General features: G+C 73.1%; 17 protein-coding genes and 1 pseudogene. 6 read left to right on the top strand and 12 right to left on the bottom strand.

Going from position 1 to position 13,450, the window contains the following annotated elements; all coding sequences use genetic code 11:
- Positions 1–71 precede the first annotated feature (71 nt).
- Positions 72–857 carry a TrbL/VirB6 family protein gene (locus tag ABFX54_RS38290; protein WP_346111672.1) on the top strand — a complete coding sequence of 262 codons (786 nt, stop codon included), beginning with the start codon at positions 72–74 and terminating at the stop codon, positions 855–857.
- Between the two features lie 9 nt (positions 858–866).
- Positions 867–1,157: a hypothetical protein gene (locus ABFX54_RS38285; protein ID WP_346111671.1), complete on the top strand. Its 291-nt coding sequence runs from the start codon at positions 867–869 to the stop codon at positions 1,155–1,157.
- Here ABFX54_RS38285 and ABFX54_RS38280 read toward each other — a convergent pair.
- A complete protein-coding gene (locus ABFX54_RS38280; protein WP_346111670.1) occupies positions 1,130–2,167 on the bottom strand; it encodes an inositol monophosphatase family protein in 1,038 nt (345 codons plus the stop codon). The genes ABFX54_RS38285 and ABFX54_RS38280 overlap by 28 nt on opposite strands.
- A 203-nt stretch (positions 2,168–2,370) precedes the next feature.
- On the opposite strand from ABFX54_RS38280, the gene ABFX54_RS38275 reads away from it, so the two are divergent.
- Positions 2,371–4,680, top strand: a complete 2,310-nt coding sequence (locus tag ABFX54_RS38275; protein ID WP_346111669.1) for a helicase-associated domain-containing protein — start codon at positions 2,371–2,373, stop codon at positions 4,678–4,680.
- 2 nt (positions 4,681–4,682) lie between these two features.
- Here the strand turns inward: ABFX54_RS38275 and ABFX54_RS38270 are convergent, their stop codons facing one another.
- Genes ABFX54_RS38270 through ABFX54_RS38245 form a run of 6 tightly spaced genes read right to left on the bottom strand, consistent with a single transcriptional unit; the run spans position 4,683 to position 9,657 of the window.
- Complete coding sequence (locus ABFX54_RS38270; protein ID WP_346111668.1) at positions 4,683–6,170, bottom strand: sodium/solute symporter; 1,488 nt, start codon at positions 6,168–6,170, stop codon at positions 4,683–4,685.
- Entirely contained in the window at positions 6,167–6,559 is a 393-nt protein-coding gene (locus ABFX54_RS38265; protein ID WP_346111667.1) for a hypothetical protein, read from the bottom strand. The genes ABFX54_RS38270 and ABFX54_RS38265 overlap by 4 nt, the downstream gene beginning before the upstream one ends.
- A complete protein-coding gene (locus tag ABFX54_RS38260; protein WP_106234564.1) occupies positions 6,556–7,305 on the bottom strand; it encodes a LytR/AlgR family response regulator transcription factor in 750 nt (249 codons plus the stop codon). The genes ABFX54_RS38265 and ABFX54_RS38260 overlap by 4 nt, the downstream gene beginning before the upstream one ends.
- A 33-nt stretch (positions 7,306–7,338) precedes the next feature.
- Positions 7,339–8,520 (bottom strand): sensor histidine kinase, encoded by a 1,182-nt coding sequence (locus tag ABFX54_RS38255; RefSeq protein WP_346111665.1) that lies wholly within the window; start codon positions 8,518–8,520, stop codon positions 7,339–7,341.
- A gap of 16 nt (positions 8,521–8,536) precedes the next feature.
- Positions 8,537–8,941: an HIT family protein gene (locus tag ABFX54_RS38250; RefSeq protein ID WP_346111664.1), complete on the bottom strand. Its 405-nt coding sequence runs from the start codon at positions 8,939–8,941 to the stop codon at positions 8,537–8,539.
- The gene (locus ABFX54_RS38245) at positions 8,938–9,657 is read right to left on the bottom strand and encodes a DUF1838 family protein (protein ID WP_346111663.1); all 720 of its coding nucleotides are present in this window, start codon (positions 9,655–9,657) and stop codon (positions 8,938–8,940) included. Before ABFX54_RS38245 ends, ABFX54_RS38250 begins: the two co-directional genes overlap by 4 nt.
- A 229-nt stretch (positions 9,658–9,886) precedes the next feature.
- On the opposite strand from ABFX54_RS38245, the pseudogene ABFX54_RS57175 reads away from it, so the two are divergent.
- The 3 genes and pseudogenes from ABFX54_RS57175 to ABFX54_RS38235 form a co-directional block, all read left to right on the top strand.
- Positions 9,887–9,976, top strand: a pseudogene (locus ABFX54_RS57175) (hypothetical protein); the annotation flags it as partial.
- 25 nt (positions 9,977–10,001) lie between these two features.
- Positions 10,002–10,151, top strand: coding sequence for a hypothetical protein (locus ABFX54_RS38240; protein ID WP_346111662.1), 150 nt, complete (start codon positions 10,002–10,004; stop codon positions 10,149–10,151).
- Between the two features lie 4 nt (positions 10,152–10,155).
- On the top strand, positions 10,156–10,728 hold the full coding sequence (locus ABFX54_RS38235; protein WP_346111661.1) for a TetR/AcrR family transcriptional regulator: 573 nt from the start codon (positions 10,156–10,158) through the stop codon (positions 10,726–10,728).
- 27 nt (positions 10,729–10,755) lie between these two features.
- On the opposite strand, the gene ABFX54_RS38230 is transcribed toward ABFX54_RS38235, so the two are convergent.
- The 5 genes from ABFX54_RS38230 to ABFX54_RS38210 all read right to left on the bottom strand — a co-directional run bounded on the left by ABFX54_RS38230 (position 10,756) and on the right by ABFX54_RS38210 (position 13,392).
- On the bottom strand, positions 10,756–11,196 hold the full coding sequence (locus ABFX54_RS38230; RefSeq protein WP_346111689.1) for a protease inhibitor I42 family protein: 441 nt from the start codon (positions 11,194–11,196) through the stop codon (positions 10,756–10,758).
- Between the two features lie 104 nt (positions 11,197–11,300).
- Positions 11,301–11,966, bottom strand: a complete 666-nt coding sequence (locus ABFX54_RS38225; protein ID WP_346111660.1) for a DUF3618 domain-containing protein — start codon at positions 11,964–11,966, stop codon at positions 11,301–11,303.
- A complete protein-coding gene (locus ABFX54_RS38220) occupies positions 11,963–12,343 on the bottom strand; it encodes a phage holin family protein (RefSeq protein ID WP_346111659.1) in 381 nt (126 codons plus the stop codon). Before ABFX54_RS38220 ends, ABFX54_RS38225 begins: the two co-directional genes overlap by 4 nt.
- A 64-nt stretch (positions 12,344–12,407) precedes the next feature.
- Positions 12,408–12,572, bottom strand: coding sequence for a hypothetical protein (locus tag ABFX54_RS38215; protein ID WP_346111658.1), 165 nt, complete (start codon positions 12,570–12,572; stop codon positions 12,408–12,410).
- A 67-nt stretch (positions 12,573–12,639) separates the two neighbouring features.
- On the bottom strand, positions 12,640–13,392 hold the full coding sequence (locus ABFX54_RS38210; RefSeq protein ID WP_346111657.1) for a methyltransferase domain-containing protein: 753 nt from the start codon (positions 13,390–13,392) through the stop codon (positions 12,640–12,642).
- Between the last annotated feature and the right edge of the window lie 58 nt (positions 13,393–13,450).

Raw genomic sequence — 13,450 nt, 5'->3', positions numbered from 1 at the left:
CGTCTGAATCGTGCCCTGGGCGGGTAGCCACCCGGCTGTACGACTTCGGGGCCGGCTCAAGGAGAAGAGCGATGTCCGAGAGCGACGATGCCGAGACCTCGTGGGAGGCCGCCGATCCGGACGTCTACCTGGACGTGCCCATGGTCAAGGTCGAGGAGCTCGACCTTGACGTGCAGGACCTGCGGGCCAAGGTGTCGCTGCAGGCCGAGGTGCTGGACCTGCTCCGGCTGAACGTGGGCGCGGACGTGGTGCTGGGGAGCGTCAACCTGACCATCAAGGGCGTGGAGGCGCAGGCGGTGCTGCAGGTGCGGCTGGACAACGTCGCGCGGATCATCGACCGGGTGCTGACCACGATCGACGACAACCCGCAGATCCTTGAGCACGTGACGCGCGAGCTCGGGGCCGCCGTCCACGACCTCGGCACCGGCGCGGGGCACGCGGTGCGGGACGTGGGCGTGGGCGCCGGCCACGCCGTCCGCGATCTCGGGGCCGGCACAGGGGGCGCCGTACGGGACGTGGGGGCGGGCGCGGGCACGGCGGTCCGCGACGTCGGGGCAGGGGCGGGGGAGGTCGTCCGGGATGTGGGCACGGGCGCCGGTGGCGCGGTGCGGGACGTCGGCCCCGGAGCCGGAGAGGTCGTGCGGGACGTGGCGGCGGGGGCCGGACCTGTCGTCGAGAAGCCCGGCGGCACGAGGCCGGATGAGGGGACGGCGGCGGGGCACGAGGTGGAGGCGATGAGCGCGCCCGAGCTGGCCGCCGCCCTGGCCCGCAGGACCTTCAGGGCCGGCCGCGACTGGCTCGACCACCTCACCGGCGGCCCGGGACACGCGGCCAAGCGTCATCGCAGGCGCAAGTGAGGACTCACCGTGCCGGTGCCTGAGCGCCCGGAGGTGCCGGACGTCGAGATCAGGGCCTCGGTGAAGGCCCGCGAGCTCCGCTTCCGTGCACGCCCCGAGGTGCGCACGCACGCGGAGACGGAGCCGTCCGGGGAGCACGCCTCGGGCAGCGACCGCACGAACCTGCCCGCCCAGGTGGCGGCCGGCGTGACCTATCACGACATCCAGCTCGACTTCCGCATCGCCGCCCGCCTGACCGACCCCGATCTCTCATCCCCACATGCGGGCGAGCGTCACGCTGAGGCGCCTGAACCGGGATGAGTGGTGCGGCCGGCTTCGAACGCGTCGTGGAGGACCGTCGCCAGTTCGTCGGCCAGCTCCGCGCTGGCCGCCACCACGCCGCTCCAGCGCCGGGTCAGGTCGATGTCCAGGACGATCGGGCGGCCGAACACGTCCCTGACCGCCCCGCCGCCCGCCTCCGCGAGCACCACGGAGGCGGCGATGTCCACCAGCCGATGCGTGTCCGTGGCGGCGTCGGCGAAGGCGTCCGTCGCCCCCTGAGCGACCAGGGCGCCCTCCAGGCAGCTCGTGGACAGGATCCGTACGCGTCCCGCCCGGCGCGCCACCTCCCACCACGCCGAGGCCGCCCCCGGATCGGCGGGATGGGGGCGCAGCAGGGAGACGGCCGCGCCGGGCAGGGACGTGCGGCCGGTGGTGCGCAGCGGGGACGGCGTGCCCGCCCTCGCCCACCAGCTCCGCCCGGTGTCCAGCCAGACGGTCAGCCCCTCGGTGAACGTCCCGTCCACGGCCACGGCGGCCGAGAACGCGGACAGGGGCACGCCGGCGGCGGCGTTGTTGGAGCCGTCCACGGGGTCCATGACCAGGGTCAGCGCCGAGCCGTTGTCGACCCAGCCGGTCTCCTCGGTCAGCACGTTGACCGGATGGCGGGACAGCGCGGCCAGGATGGCGTTCTCCACCAGCAGGTCGATGCGCATGGTGGGCGTGCCGTCGGCGCCCTCCGCCACGACCTCGGCCAGGGTGGCGCGGTCGTGCTCGGCGGTGGCGGCCGTGTACTCCTCCAGCGCCGCCACCGCGGCCGCGGCCAGCGCGGGATGGGCCTGCGCGGGCACCCCGGCCACCCACCCGCGCCCCTGCGGCACCGAGGAGCCGATCCGCCTGCGCTCGGAGGAACCGCCGGCGTCCGGCACGGACGTACCACCGGTATGCGGCGCGGAGGAGCCGCCATCGTGCGGCGCGGAGGGATCGTGGTCCCGTGCCGCTGGAGCGGGGTTGGGATCGCCGGGTCGTTCGGGCCCGTCCGCTTCCGGCATCGCCGTCCTCCCTCTCCGAGAAGTCCGCCCCGGCAAAGCCGCTCCCCAGGAATCCGTCACGCGAAGTCCAGTCACATGGAGGCGGCCCCGCCCTCGTCATACCCCCGCAGTCAGCAGGGTCTCACTCACCGTGATGGCCATGCGTACCTCCGGGTCTCATGATCGGGGCGGCGGGGCGTCACCCGGCGGACTACAGTCGGATCGTGGCTCTTCTCCCCCCGGCGCTGACCCAGATCCTCCGCAACAGGCCCGAGCTCGCCGGGGTGCCCTCCGTAGACCTGCTCGAACGGCTGCTGAAGCGGCCCGAGCTGGCCATCCCCGCCCTGCTCGACCTCGACGCCGACTGCCACGTCGTCAGCCAGGCCGTCCAGGCGGCGGGCGGCGCGGCCACCCGCGAGACGCTGGCCGGCCTGCTGCACGACCCTCTCGGCCGGCTCGGCGAGGTGCTGGACACGCTGGCGGGGCACGGCCTGATGACGCTCGACGGCGGCCCAGGCGGCGGCCCCGATGGCGGCCCCGGCGACGACACCGTGCGCTCGCGTCACCCCGCCGGCCTCTGGCAGCATCCGTTCGGGCTGGGCCGGCCGCTGCGGGAGTTCGGGAAGACGGTCACGGCCGAGACGCTGAAGACGATCGTCAGGACGTTCGGCGGGCAGCCGGCGGGACGCAAGGCCGACCTGGTGCGCCAGGCCGAGGAGCTGCTGGCCGACGGCGCGGCGGTGCGTGCCCGCGCGGCCCGGCTGCCGGCGCAGGCGCGTGCCGTGCTGGAGTCCATGGCCGCGGGGCCTCCCGTGCTGGCCGGCACGCAGTTCGGCTACGGTCCCGTCCCCCGTTCGCAGCCTGTCGAGCGCCTGGTGCAGGCCGGGTTCGTGATCCGTGACGGCTGGGAGTACGAGCTGCCCAGGGAGATCGCGCTGGCCCTGCGCGGCGACGGCTCGAAGCCGGCGCTGACCGGGCCGCCCCACGTGCCGGCCGGCCCTCTCCCCCCGGGCGACGGCGTGGACACGGCGCTGGCCGCGATCGAGCGGGCGCGGGCCCTGGCGGAGCTGGCCGCGACGGAGTCCGTGGCCGAGCTGAAGGCGGGCGGCGTGGGCGTGCGCGAGGTCAGGCGGGTGGCCAAGGCGCTCGGCCTGCCGGAGCAGGAGGCGGGGCTCTGGCTGGACGTCGCCTTCGAGGCCGACCTGATCGGCTCGGAGCAGGGCGAGCGGCTGATCGCCACCACGTTCCTGGACGACTGGCTGGAGCGTCCTGCGGGCCGGAGGTGGCGGGTGCTGGCCGAGAGCTGGCTGAGGCTGCCGCAGGCGCCCACTCACCGCGTCGTGGGGTGCTGCGAGGAGCATATGACGCCGCTGCCGCCGCCGTACGGGTTCGCCTGCGAGGCGGGCCGGATCCGGCGCGCGGTGCTCCAGACGCTGCGTACACTGCCTCCCGGCTTGGGCGCGGAGGCGGACAGGATGCGCGAGGCGGTGGCCTGGCGCACGCGGGCGATGGCGGAGGTGCCGGAGGCGGCCGGCGCGTTCGTCGCCGCGGCCCTGCGCGAGGCCGAGTGGCTCGGCATCGTGTCCGGCGGAGCACTCACCACGCTCGGACGGGCCCTGCTCGACTCCGGCGACTCCGGCGGAGCGCGCCCGACATCCGGAAGCACCCGGCTCGACTCCGGCGAGACGCACACGACACCCGGACACACCCTGCCCGGCTCCGGCGACGTGGACGCGCTCTTCCCCGCCCCGGTCACGACCGTGACCCTGCAGAACGACCTGACCGCCGTCGTCACCGGCGTCCCCTCCCCGGAGCTGGCCGCCTTCCTCGACCTGGCCGCCGACCTCGAATCGCGCGACCGGGCGAGCGTGTGGCGCTTCTCGGAGTCGAGCGTGCGCAGGGCGCTCGACCAGGGCACGGGCGCCGAGACACTGCTGTCAGGGCTGGCCCGTTTCGCCGCCAAGGCGATCCCGCAACCGCTGAGCTACCTGATCACCGACACGGCCCGCAGGCACGGCACCGTCAAGGTCGGCGCGGCCCCGTCCGTCGTGATCGCCGACGACCCCGCCGTCATCGCCGAGTTGTGCGCCGCGAAGGCGCTGCGCAAGGCGGGCCTGCGGCGGATCGCGCCGACGGTCGCGCTCGGCCCGCTGCCTCCCGGCGAGACGCTGCGGCTGCTGCGGCAGGCCGGTCACGCCCCGGTCGGCATGGCCGCCGACGGGACGATCCAGGCCGAACGCCCCGAGCGCCGGCGCCTGCCCGTCGAGCCGGACCCCGGCGAGGCGGGCTTCGACGCCGAGGCCGCCGCCCTGCTCATGCTCGGGGGTCCCGGCCGGCCCGCGCCCGGCTCGGCCGAGCAGGCGCTCCAGGACGCGGCCGTGACCGGCGAGCCGATCGTGATCGTCTGGAAGCGGGGCGAGCACTACATGGACGACCTGGAGTTCGGGCCGGGCACGGTCATCGGCTACTGCCACGACTGCGACGAGGTCCACCGGATGGAGCGGGCCAAGATCAAGAAGGCGTACCTCCTGTAGGTCTACGACGAGCGGGGCCGCCAGTCGCCGCGGTCGAGGTCGAGGTTCTCCGGGGTGTGCAACCTGACCATGGTCCTGGCCGTGCCGGGCGGCACCCGGTGCGGGGTCAGGAAGGACACGGCCACCATCACCACGAACGCGATCGGCACGGTCCACGCCGCCGGCTGCGCGAGCAGGGCACCGGCCAGGCCCGACGCCGGACCGCCGATGATGGTCGCCAGCACCGCCGCGCAGGCCAGCCCGCCCCCGACGAAGAGCCCGGCCAGGGCCCCCGTCGTGGTCAGGCGGCGCCACCAGATGCCGAGGACGAGCAGCGGGCAGAACGACGAGGCCGCCACGGCGAAGGCCAGCCCCACCACGTCCGCCACCGGCAGCGCCCGCGCCCACAGGGCCAGGGCCAGCGGCACCGCCACCGCCATCAGGGTGGCGATCCTGAACGAGCGCACCCCGCCCTTGAGCAGGTCCTGGGCGATCACCCCTGCCACGGACACGGTGAGCCCCGAGGACGTGGACAGGAACGCGGCGAACGCCCCCGCGGTGACCAGCGCGGTGAGCAGGTCGCCGACGGTGCCGCCGATCATGCGGGCGGGCAGCGTGAGCACCACCGTGTCGGTGCGGACGAGGTCGGGGGCGTACATGCGGCCCAGCCAGCCGTACACGGCGGGCAGCAGGTAGAACGCGCCGAGCAGCGAGAGCACGACCAGCGTCGTGCGGCGCGCGGCCCGGCCGTCGGGGTTGGTGTAGAAGCGGACGAGCACGTGCGGCAGCCCCATGGTGCCCAGGAACGTGGCCAGGATCAGCGAGTACGTCGAGTAGAGCCCGTACTCCCTCACCCCGCCCAGCGGCGTCTGCCAGGTGAGCGCGTCCGCGGCGCTCACGGCGGGCGCGCCGTCGGCCCGCCAGGCCAGCAGCAGGAACACCAGCGGCACGGCCAGCGCGGTCAGCTTGAGCCAGTACTGGAACGCCTGCACGAACGTGATCGAGCGCATGCCGCCCGACAGCACGTTCACCGCCACGACGACGGCGACGAGCAGCCCGCCGACCCACACGGGCGCGCCGGTGATCGTGCGCAGCACGAGCCCGGCGCTCTGGAACTGCGGCATCAGGTAGAGCCCGCCGATGAGCACGACGAGCACGCTCGCCGTGCGGCGCACGGTCATCGACTCCAGCCTGGCCTCGGCGAAGTCGGGCAGCGTGTACGCCCCCGAGCGCCGCAGCGGCGCCGACACCAGCACCAGCAGCACCAGGTAGCCGCCGGTCCAGCCGACGGGCAGCCACAACATGTCCACGCCGAAGGACAGGATCAATCCGGCGATGCCCAGGAACGAGGCCGCCGACAGGTACTCGCCGCCGATGGCCGAGGCGTTCCAGAGCGGGCTGACCGTGCGGGAGGCGACGTAGAAGTCGGAGGTGGTGCGAGAGAACCTGATGCCGAACGCGCCGATGAGCAAGGCCCCCAGCATGACCACGAGCACCGCCGCCAGGCTCATCGGCGTTCGACCAGCTCGGCGAAGTGCCGCTCGTTGCGCTCGGCCTGGCGGACGTAGAGCCAGGCGCCGATGACGAAGGCGGGGTAGAGCAGCCCGCCCAGCACCGCCCACGGGAGCGGCACGCCGAGCAGGTGCACCTCGCGCAGGTCGGGCAGGAGCAGGAACAGCAGCGGCAGGCCGCCGATCACGCAGGCCAGCACCGTGCAGACGAACAGGGCCAGCCGGAACTGGGTGCGCAGCAGCGAGTGCATGTACACCTCGCCCAGCCGGGTCTGCTCGTCGATCTCGCGCAGGGCCGGATAGCGGGGCCGGCGGGCGGCGGCCGTCCTGGGGCTGGTGACGGTGACGCGGCGGGGCGCGTCGGCACGGCGGCGCGGTACCTGGCTCATTCCTGCCTGCCCTTCCTGGCCCGCCGCACCAGCAGGTCGCGCAGCTCGCGGGTGTGCCGCCGGCTGACCGGCAGCTCGGTCTCACCTACGCGCACGGTGCACCTGCCCGAGTCGATGTGCAGCTCCTCGATGTGTTTGACGGCCACCAGGTGGCTGCGGTGCACCCGGATGAAGCCCGCGGAGGCCCACCGTTCCTCCAGCGTGGCCAGCGGAATGCGGACGAGGTGGCTGCCCGCGGCAGTGTGCAGCCGCGCGTAGTCGCCGTGCGCCTCCACGTAGATGACGTCGGCGCTGGAGACGAATCGCGTCACCCCGCCCAGTTCGACCGGGATCGTGTCGCTCTCGCCGCCTTCGACGGGCACGTCGGCCGAAACCGCCACCCGCCTGATCGCCTCGGCCAGCCGCTCCGGCCGTACGGGCTTGAGCAGGTAGTCCTCGGCCTTGATCTCGAAGGCGTCCACCGCGTGCTCCTCGTACGCGGTCACGAACACCACGCGGGGCGGGTTGGCGAACTGCGACAGCAGCCGGCCGAGCACGACGCCGTCCAGGCCGCGCATCCTGATGTCGAGGAACACCGCGTCGATCGGCCGCCCGTCCGCGATGGCGCGGTCGAGCAGCCGCAGCGCGGCGGCGCCGTCCCTGGCCGTGGCCACCTCCCCGATGCGGGGATCGGCGCGCAGCAGGTACGACAGGTCTTCGAGGGCCGGCAGTTCATCATCAACCGCCAGTACCCGGAGTTGTGCCATAGACAGTGACTAAACCGACAACAAAGATCGAGGTCAACGGGCGGAGACGCCTGGGTGATATTTCGGCAACCTGATGTTGACCTTGGTGCCCGCGCCGCCGGCCGTTTCGACGACCAGACCGTACTCGTCGCCGTACACCTGACGCAGCCGCTCGTCCACGTTCGCCAGCCCGACGCCGCCCGCCGGAGCGATGTCACCTGCGAGAATGCGGCGCAGCCGCTCGGGGTCCATGCCGAGCCCGTCGTCCTCGACGCTGATGCGGCACTCCGCGCCCGCGTCCTCGGCGATGATCGTGATCCGGCCGACACCGTTCTTGCTCTCAAGCCCGTGCCGGACGGCGTTCTCGACCAGCGGCTGCAGGCACAGGAACGGCACCGCCACCGGCAGCACCTCCGGCGCGATGCGCAGCGTCACCTGCAACTGGTCGCCGAACCTGGCCCGCTCCAGGATCAGGTAGCGGTCGATCGAGCGCAACTCCTCGGCCAGGGTGGTGAACTCGCCGTGCCTGCGGAAGGAGTAGCGGGTGAAGTCGGCGAACTCCAGCAGCAGCTCCCTGGCCCGCTCGGGGTCGGTGCGGACGAAGGAGGCGATCGTGGTGAGGGAGTTGTAGATGAAGTGCGGGGAGATCTGCGCGCGCAGCGCCCGCACCTCGGCCTCCATCAGTAAAGTGCGCGAGCGGTCGAGCTCGGCCAGCTCCAGCTGTGAGTCCACCCAGCCGGCGACCTCCTGCGCGGCCCTGACGAGCCCGGCCGAGGTGTTCTGCCCGTAGGCGGCCAGCGCGCCGACCACGCGGTCGTCGGTGGTCAGGGGCACGACCACGGCGTGCCTGATGGGGCATTCGAGCAGGTCGCAGTCGATGGTCAGGACCTGGGTGCGGCCGTCCTTGAGCGTGGCCGCCGCGTGCTCGAACGCCCGGTCGGCGTGGTGGTCGTCGCCGGCGCCGTCGTAGACGAGCAGGCGTTCGCCGTCGGTGACCGCCACGGCGGCCGAGCCGAGCAGGGCGCGCAGGTGACGCGAGGCGCGCTCGGCGCCGTCCGCGGTCAGGCCGGCCCGCAGCGGCGGCCCGGCCATCGAGGCGGTGTGCAGGGTCTCGAACGTGGCCCGCTCCGCCGGGCTGGTGCCCAGCTCCCTGCGACCCCGCATGACCCGCCACAGCACGATCGACGGCACGCCGACGAGCACCGCCACGACGACCACGTCGACCAGGTATTCCACGCCGCCCGAGCCTAGCTCAGAGAGCCTGCTCGATGAGAGCGGCGTAGGACTCGGCCTCCTCGGCGGAGTCGTACGTGGTGCGCGGCCAGAAGAAGCCGCGCAGGCCGTCCTTCTTCTGGCGGGGCACCACGTGCACGTGCAGGTGGGCCACGCTCTGGCTGACCCGGTTGTTCATGGCGACGAACGTGCCGCCGGCCTTCAGCCCCTCCTCGACGGCGCGGGCCATGGCCTGGACGCGCTCGAAGAACGGGCCCACCTCGCGCAGGTCGGTGAGCGTCTCGACGTGCACGCGCGGCACGACCAGCACGTGGCCCTTGAAGACCGGCCGGACGTCGAGGAAGGAGACGGCCACCTCGTCGGAGCTCACCACGTGGGCGGGCCGCTCGCCGGCGATGATCTCGCAGAACAGGTCGCCGCTCACCGGCCGGCTCCCCCGGCAGGGTTGTCCCTGAAGGCGGTCCAGCTCGTCACGTTGGGCTCCGACCAGCGCTCGGGCGCGTGCAGGAAGTGCTCGCCGGCGCGTTCGCGCAGCCGCCCGGGCACCTCGGCCACCTTCGCGCCCCTGCAGTGGTAGACGAGCCCGCCGCCGCGCCGCCCCATCGCCATCCACGGCAGCCAGGGCGAGACCCGACACCAGGAGAACACGCACGGGACGTCCGGCACGCCGGACTCCAGGTCGGCGGCCGAGACGAAGAACTGGAACAGCTCCAGCGCCCGGTAGGTGTCGCTGGCCGAGTTGTCCGGATAGTCGGCGACCTTGAGCGGCGAGGGGTAGGCCAGCCGCACGTCCACGTTGTAGACGACCTGGCCGCCGAGCCGCGTCTCCGGCACCGGGTAGGCGCCGAGCCGCTGGTTGACCGGGTCGTTGAAGACGTGGCGCACCTCGACCGTGTGGCCGGTGAACGGGTTGTCCCAGGTGTCGAGCACCTGCCTGCTCGCCGGATCGAGGTAGAGCGCGGCCTCCCTGGTCAGGAGCTGCCAATCGGCGCCGGTCTCGACCGCCCTGGCCACGTTGAGCCCCTCGAACCCGAACAGGTGGTGCGGCCCGTCGTCGTCCTGGTGGCCGTAGACGTCGCCGGTCCAGTACGAGATCACCTCCGCGCCGTCGGACGAGGCGCGGACCCGGATGAAGTCCATGATCTGGAGACTAGCCGACCACTTAGCGACACTGTGTTGTTATGTTGGGGGACATGGTTGGGGACCTGGTGTCGCAAACAGGGCGGACCCAGCGGCAGAGCTGGCTCCCTTTTTGTCCTGGGCGTCGGCATGTCGGTGATCGTCATCGACGCCACGATCGTGAACGTGGCCGTGCCGGAGATCATGGGCGACCTGCGGCTCTCGGCCACGGGGGTCCATCATCGGCGGCATGGCAGCGCTCGGGCCGCTGCTCGGCGGGTGGGTGGTGACGGACTTCGGCTGGCGCTGGGTGTTCTGGGTGAACCTGCCGATCGGCCTGCTGGTCCTGCTCGGCACGCTCAAAGGTGCCCAGGTCGCGCGACCCGGCGGACGTGGCCGCCCCCGCCGAGGCCACCCGCCGGGTCACCGTCGTCACGGGGCTCGTGCTGTTCCCGGGGGTCGGAGCGACGCTGCTGCTGCCCGATACTGGAGGCCGGCGACCCGAGGAGGAGTGAGGCGGTGCCGAGGATCAGCGCGGCCACGGTGGCCGACCATCGTGCCGGCCGGCACGCGGCCCTGCTGGCGGCCGCGCTGGAGATCCTGGTCGCCGAGGGCACGGCCGGGCTGACCCCGGCCGCCGTCGGGGCCCGCGTGGGGCTGGCCCGCTCCAGCGTCTACCGCTACTTCTCCTCCACCGCCGACATCCTGGCCCAGCTCGTCGAGGACGCCGTGCCACGCTGGCGGGCCCGGCTGGAGGGCGTCACGTCGGGGCCGGGCGGCCTGCGGGAGCGGGTGCGGGAGTTCGGGGTCGTGACGCTGTCGTTCGTGGCGAGCCCCGACTACGCGGTGCTGCGCGCGGTGGTCTCGGCCGAGCTGCCGCCCGGCTGCCGGGTCCGGCTCGACGAGCTGCACGCGACGATGATCGCCCCGCTCCGCGACGTCCTGGCCGAGGCCGGCCACGAGCATCCCGACCTGGTCGCCCACCTGGGGTGGAGCATCCTGGGCGAGGGGCGGCGGCTCGCGGCGGGCGCCGATCCCGAGGTGGTCAGGGAGACGACGCTCGACGTGCTGTGCCGCGCGATGGCGGTCTGAGGGCTCCCGCTCCTGGGCCTGGGTCGCTCATTCCGCCACGGTGACGGCGAAGATCGCCTCGCCCGACTGCCTCTTGCTGTCCTCCGTGGACGGCGTCCTGGCCTGGCCGCACCGCCAGCAGTCGAACAGCCGCACCTCGGTCGTGCCCGGCCGCTTGCCGTTGAAGACGAAGTAGCTGGTGCCGCCGGAGCCCGGGGCGTCGCCCCGGCTCTCGCGCTCCTTGCTGATGAACGAGGCCACCTTCGCGTCCGGCACCTCCGCCAGCTCCCAGCTGTCGCCCACCGACGGGTTGTCGGGAACGGCCAGCGAGAACCGCTGTCCCGGGCGCACCCGCACCTGCACGGTCGCACCCTTCGAGCCCTTGATCACCTTGCCGTAGTCGTTCACCGCCGACCCGGCGCCGCACGCCGTCAGCGGCGCCACCAGGGCAAGGAGCAGGGCCGGCAGGACGGCGGCCGTCGCACGCATCACCCGGGCAGGCTATCGGCCTCCGGCGGCCCGCGCGGCACCGCGTCCGGCGAGCCGCCCACAGGGAGCATCGGCGGTCTGCCCGCCGCGGCTACTTATGGGGCCTACTTACGGGACCGCCGCCTCATCATGCGCCGCGCCACGAACGCGAACACCACGCCCGCCAGCGCGACGAGCACCATCGGCCGCTTCCTCGCCCCGGCCGCCACGTCCTTGACTTGGTCGGGCGTGCTCGTCCTGACCTTCTCCGCCACGTCCGCGGCCTTGCCCTTGGCCAGTTCCGCGGCATGTCCCGCCTTGTCCTTGGCCAGCTCCGCCGCGTGGCCGGCCCGGTCCTTGGCCAGTTCGGCGGCGTGCCCGGCGCGGTCCTTGGCGACCTCCGCGACGTGCCCCGCCCGGCCCTTCACGTCCGTCTTGGCCGCCAGCGCGCTGACGGTCTCGCCCAGCTCCCGCCGGGTCTTCTCGATATCCCTGCGCACGTCGTCCTCATCCTCCTGCTCGTCGTCCTGCCGGCGGGCTCCGCCCGCAGGCAGCTCTTCGGTCCGATGGCTCCCGGCGGCCTCGGACCGTTCGTCCGGGACGGGGGGCTCGGGAACGAACGTCTCGTGTTCCTGCCGGGCTTCCTCGGCCCGGTGCGCGTTCTCCGCCGCGCCCGGCCTGGTCGGGGGTACGTTGATCGACTCGCGCTCGGTCGGCGTGCCCACGGTCGCTCTGCGGGCGCCGACGTCGCCGGCGTGCTGCTCGCTGTATCCGGGGTCCGTCTCGCTCATCGCCGCGCCCTCTCCTTGACCATGTCGAAGTCGGCCTTGACGCTCGCGATGGTCTCTCGGGGCACCGGCGGCCCGGCCTGCTTGACCTCGTTCTTGCCGATGAGCCCGAGAAGGGCGGCGGCGATGAACAGCACGGCCGCCACGATGGCGGCGGCCGCCCATCCGGGCAGCACCAGGGCGAGGAGCATGACGACGGCGGCCACGAGAGTGGCACCGCCGAAGAACGCGGCCACACCGGCCGCACCGAACAGGCCCGCGCCGAACCCGGCGCGCTTGCCCTTCTCCGCCAGCTCCAGTCTGGCCAGGCGGAGCTCGTCCTTCACGAGCCGGGAGACCTGCCCGGAAAGGTCGTTGACCAGCTTGTGGGTGTCGTTCACGTCGTTCGCCTCCTCCGCTGAGGAAGGCGACTACCCAGACGGCCGGCCTTTTATCACGCGCCTGTCAGCGCTTGGCCACCCTGATCAGGAACTTGAAGACCGACGCCACGGGGTCCTTCTCGGTCTCGCACCAGTTGCCGGGCTGCTTCGGCCTGCTGAACGGGGACGGGAGCTCGCACGAGGGAGCCTGCGGCTTCGGCCGCTCACACCACGATCCCGGAGTCTTCATACCTCTATGGTACGACTTCGGCTGCCGCCGAGCCGGGCTTCGCCACCGGTCTGTCCGCCTGTCTCGCTCAGCCGTGCCTGACCTGGCAGATCAGATGGGTCAGGGCCGCCACCCGGCGGTAGGGGTCGGTCCTGCCCGCTTTCTCCTCGGCCGCCAGCAGGTCGTAGAGGTCGTCCGGTACGGGCTCGTCCTTGGGGACGGCGTCGCTGAACACGCGCACGCCGTACCACTGCCGTACCTCCAGCCCCTGGGCCCCCAGCCGCTCCGTCAGCTCGTCGAGCCGGTCGGCCCTGGCGTCCACGCCGAGCCGGTTGCGATAGCCCATGCCCTCGAACGCCCGCAGCGCCCCCGTCCAGTCGCGCGTCAGGCCCGGCCGCATGGCCAGGGCGTCGCCGTTGCGCACGAGCAGCGACAGCAGGCCGCCGGGGGCGAGCCGTTGGGCCAGGGCGGCGAGGAGGGGATCGGGGTCGTCGAAGTACATCAGCACGCCGTGGCAGAGGACCGCGTCGAAGCCGCCCGGCTCGAACAGCTCGCCCAGCCGCTCGGCCTCGGCGTGCACGGTCCTGACCCGCATGCCCGGCTGGATCCCGGCCTCCAGCAGGCCGAGCAGCTCACGCGACGCGTCGAGCGCGGTGACGTGATGGCCCCTGGCAGCCATCCTGAGCGCCTGCGTGCCCTGGCCGGAACCGACGTCGAGGACGCGGCAGGGGGTGGCGGGAAGGTGCTCGGCGAGCTGCCGGGTGACGAGATCCTGGCGGACGACGTCCCGCAGCGTTCCCAGCCCCTCACGCCATCTGTCCTCGGCCCCCGAGAATCTCATGACCGGATCCTACGGGAAACGATCTCCGCGCCTTCGCGGCGGTCCCCGATCTTCCGCT

The organism is Nonomuraea maheshkhaliensis (assembly GCF_039529435.1).
Lineage (GTDB): Bacteria > Actinomycetota > Actinomycetes > Streptosporangiales > Streptosporangiaceae > Nonomuraea > Nonomuraea maheshkhaliensis.
This window is presented reverse-complemented; position numbering and strand designations above follow the sequence as displayed.

What these genes read in the sequence shown, in the direction of transcription:
- ABFX54_RS38280 (WP_346111670.1), bottom strand. Translation starts at nt 2,167, where the DNA reads ATGCCGGAAGCGGACGGGCCCGAACGACCCGGCGATCCCAACCCCGCT.
- ABFX54_RS38260 (WP_106234564.1), bottom strand. Translation starts at nt 7,305, where the DNA reads ATGGCACAACTCCGGGTACTGGCGGTTGATGATGAACTGCCGGCCCTC.
- ABFX54_RS38245 (WP_346111663.1), bottom strand. Translation starts at nt 9,657, where the DNA reads ATGGACTTCATCCGGGTCCGCGCCTCGTCCGACGGCGCGGAGGTGATC.
- ABFX54_RS38215 (WP_346111658.1), bottom strand. Translation starts at nt 12,572, where the DNA reads ATGAAGACTCCGGGATCGTGGTGTGAGCGGCCGAAGCCGCAGGCTCCC.
- ABFX54_RS38225 (WP_346111660.1), bottom strand. Translation starts at nt 11,966, where the DNA reads ATGAGCGAGACGGACCCCGGATACAGCGAGCAGCACGCCGGCGACGTC.
- ABFX54_RS38265 (WP_346111667.1), bottom strand. Translation starts at nt 6,559, where the DNA reads ATGAGCCAGGTACCGCGCCGCCGTGCCGACGCGCCCCGCCGCGTCACC.
- ABFX54_RS38210 (WP_346111657.1), bottom strand. Translation starts at nt 13,392, where the DNA reads ATGAGATTCTCGGGGGCCGAGGACAGATGGCGTGAGGGGCTGGGAACG.
- ABFX54_RS38270 (WP_346111668.1), bottom strand. Translation starts at nt 6,170, where the DNA reads ATGAGCCTGGCGGCGGTGCTCGTGGTCATGCTGGGGGCCTTGCTCATC.
- ABFX54_RS38230 (WP_346111689.1), bottom strand. Translation starts at nt 11,196, where the DNA reads ATGCGTGCGACGGCCGCCGTCCTGCCGGCCCTGCTCCTTGCCCTGGTG.
- ABFX54_RS38290 (WP_346111672.1), top strand. Translation starts at nt 72, where the DNA reads ATGTCCGAGAGCGACGATGCCGAGACCTCGTGGGAGGCCGCCGATCCG.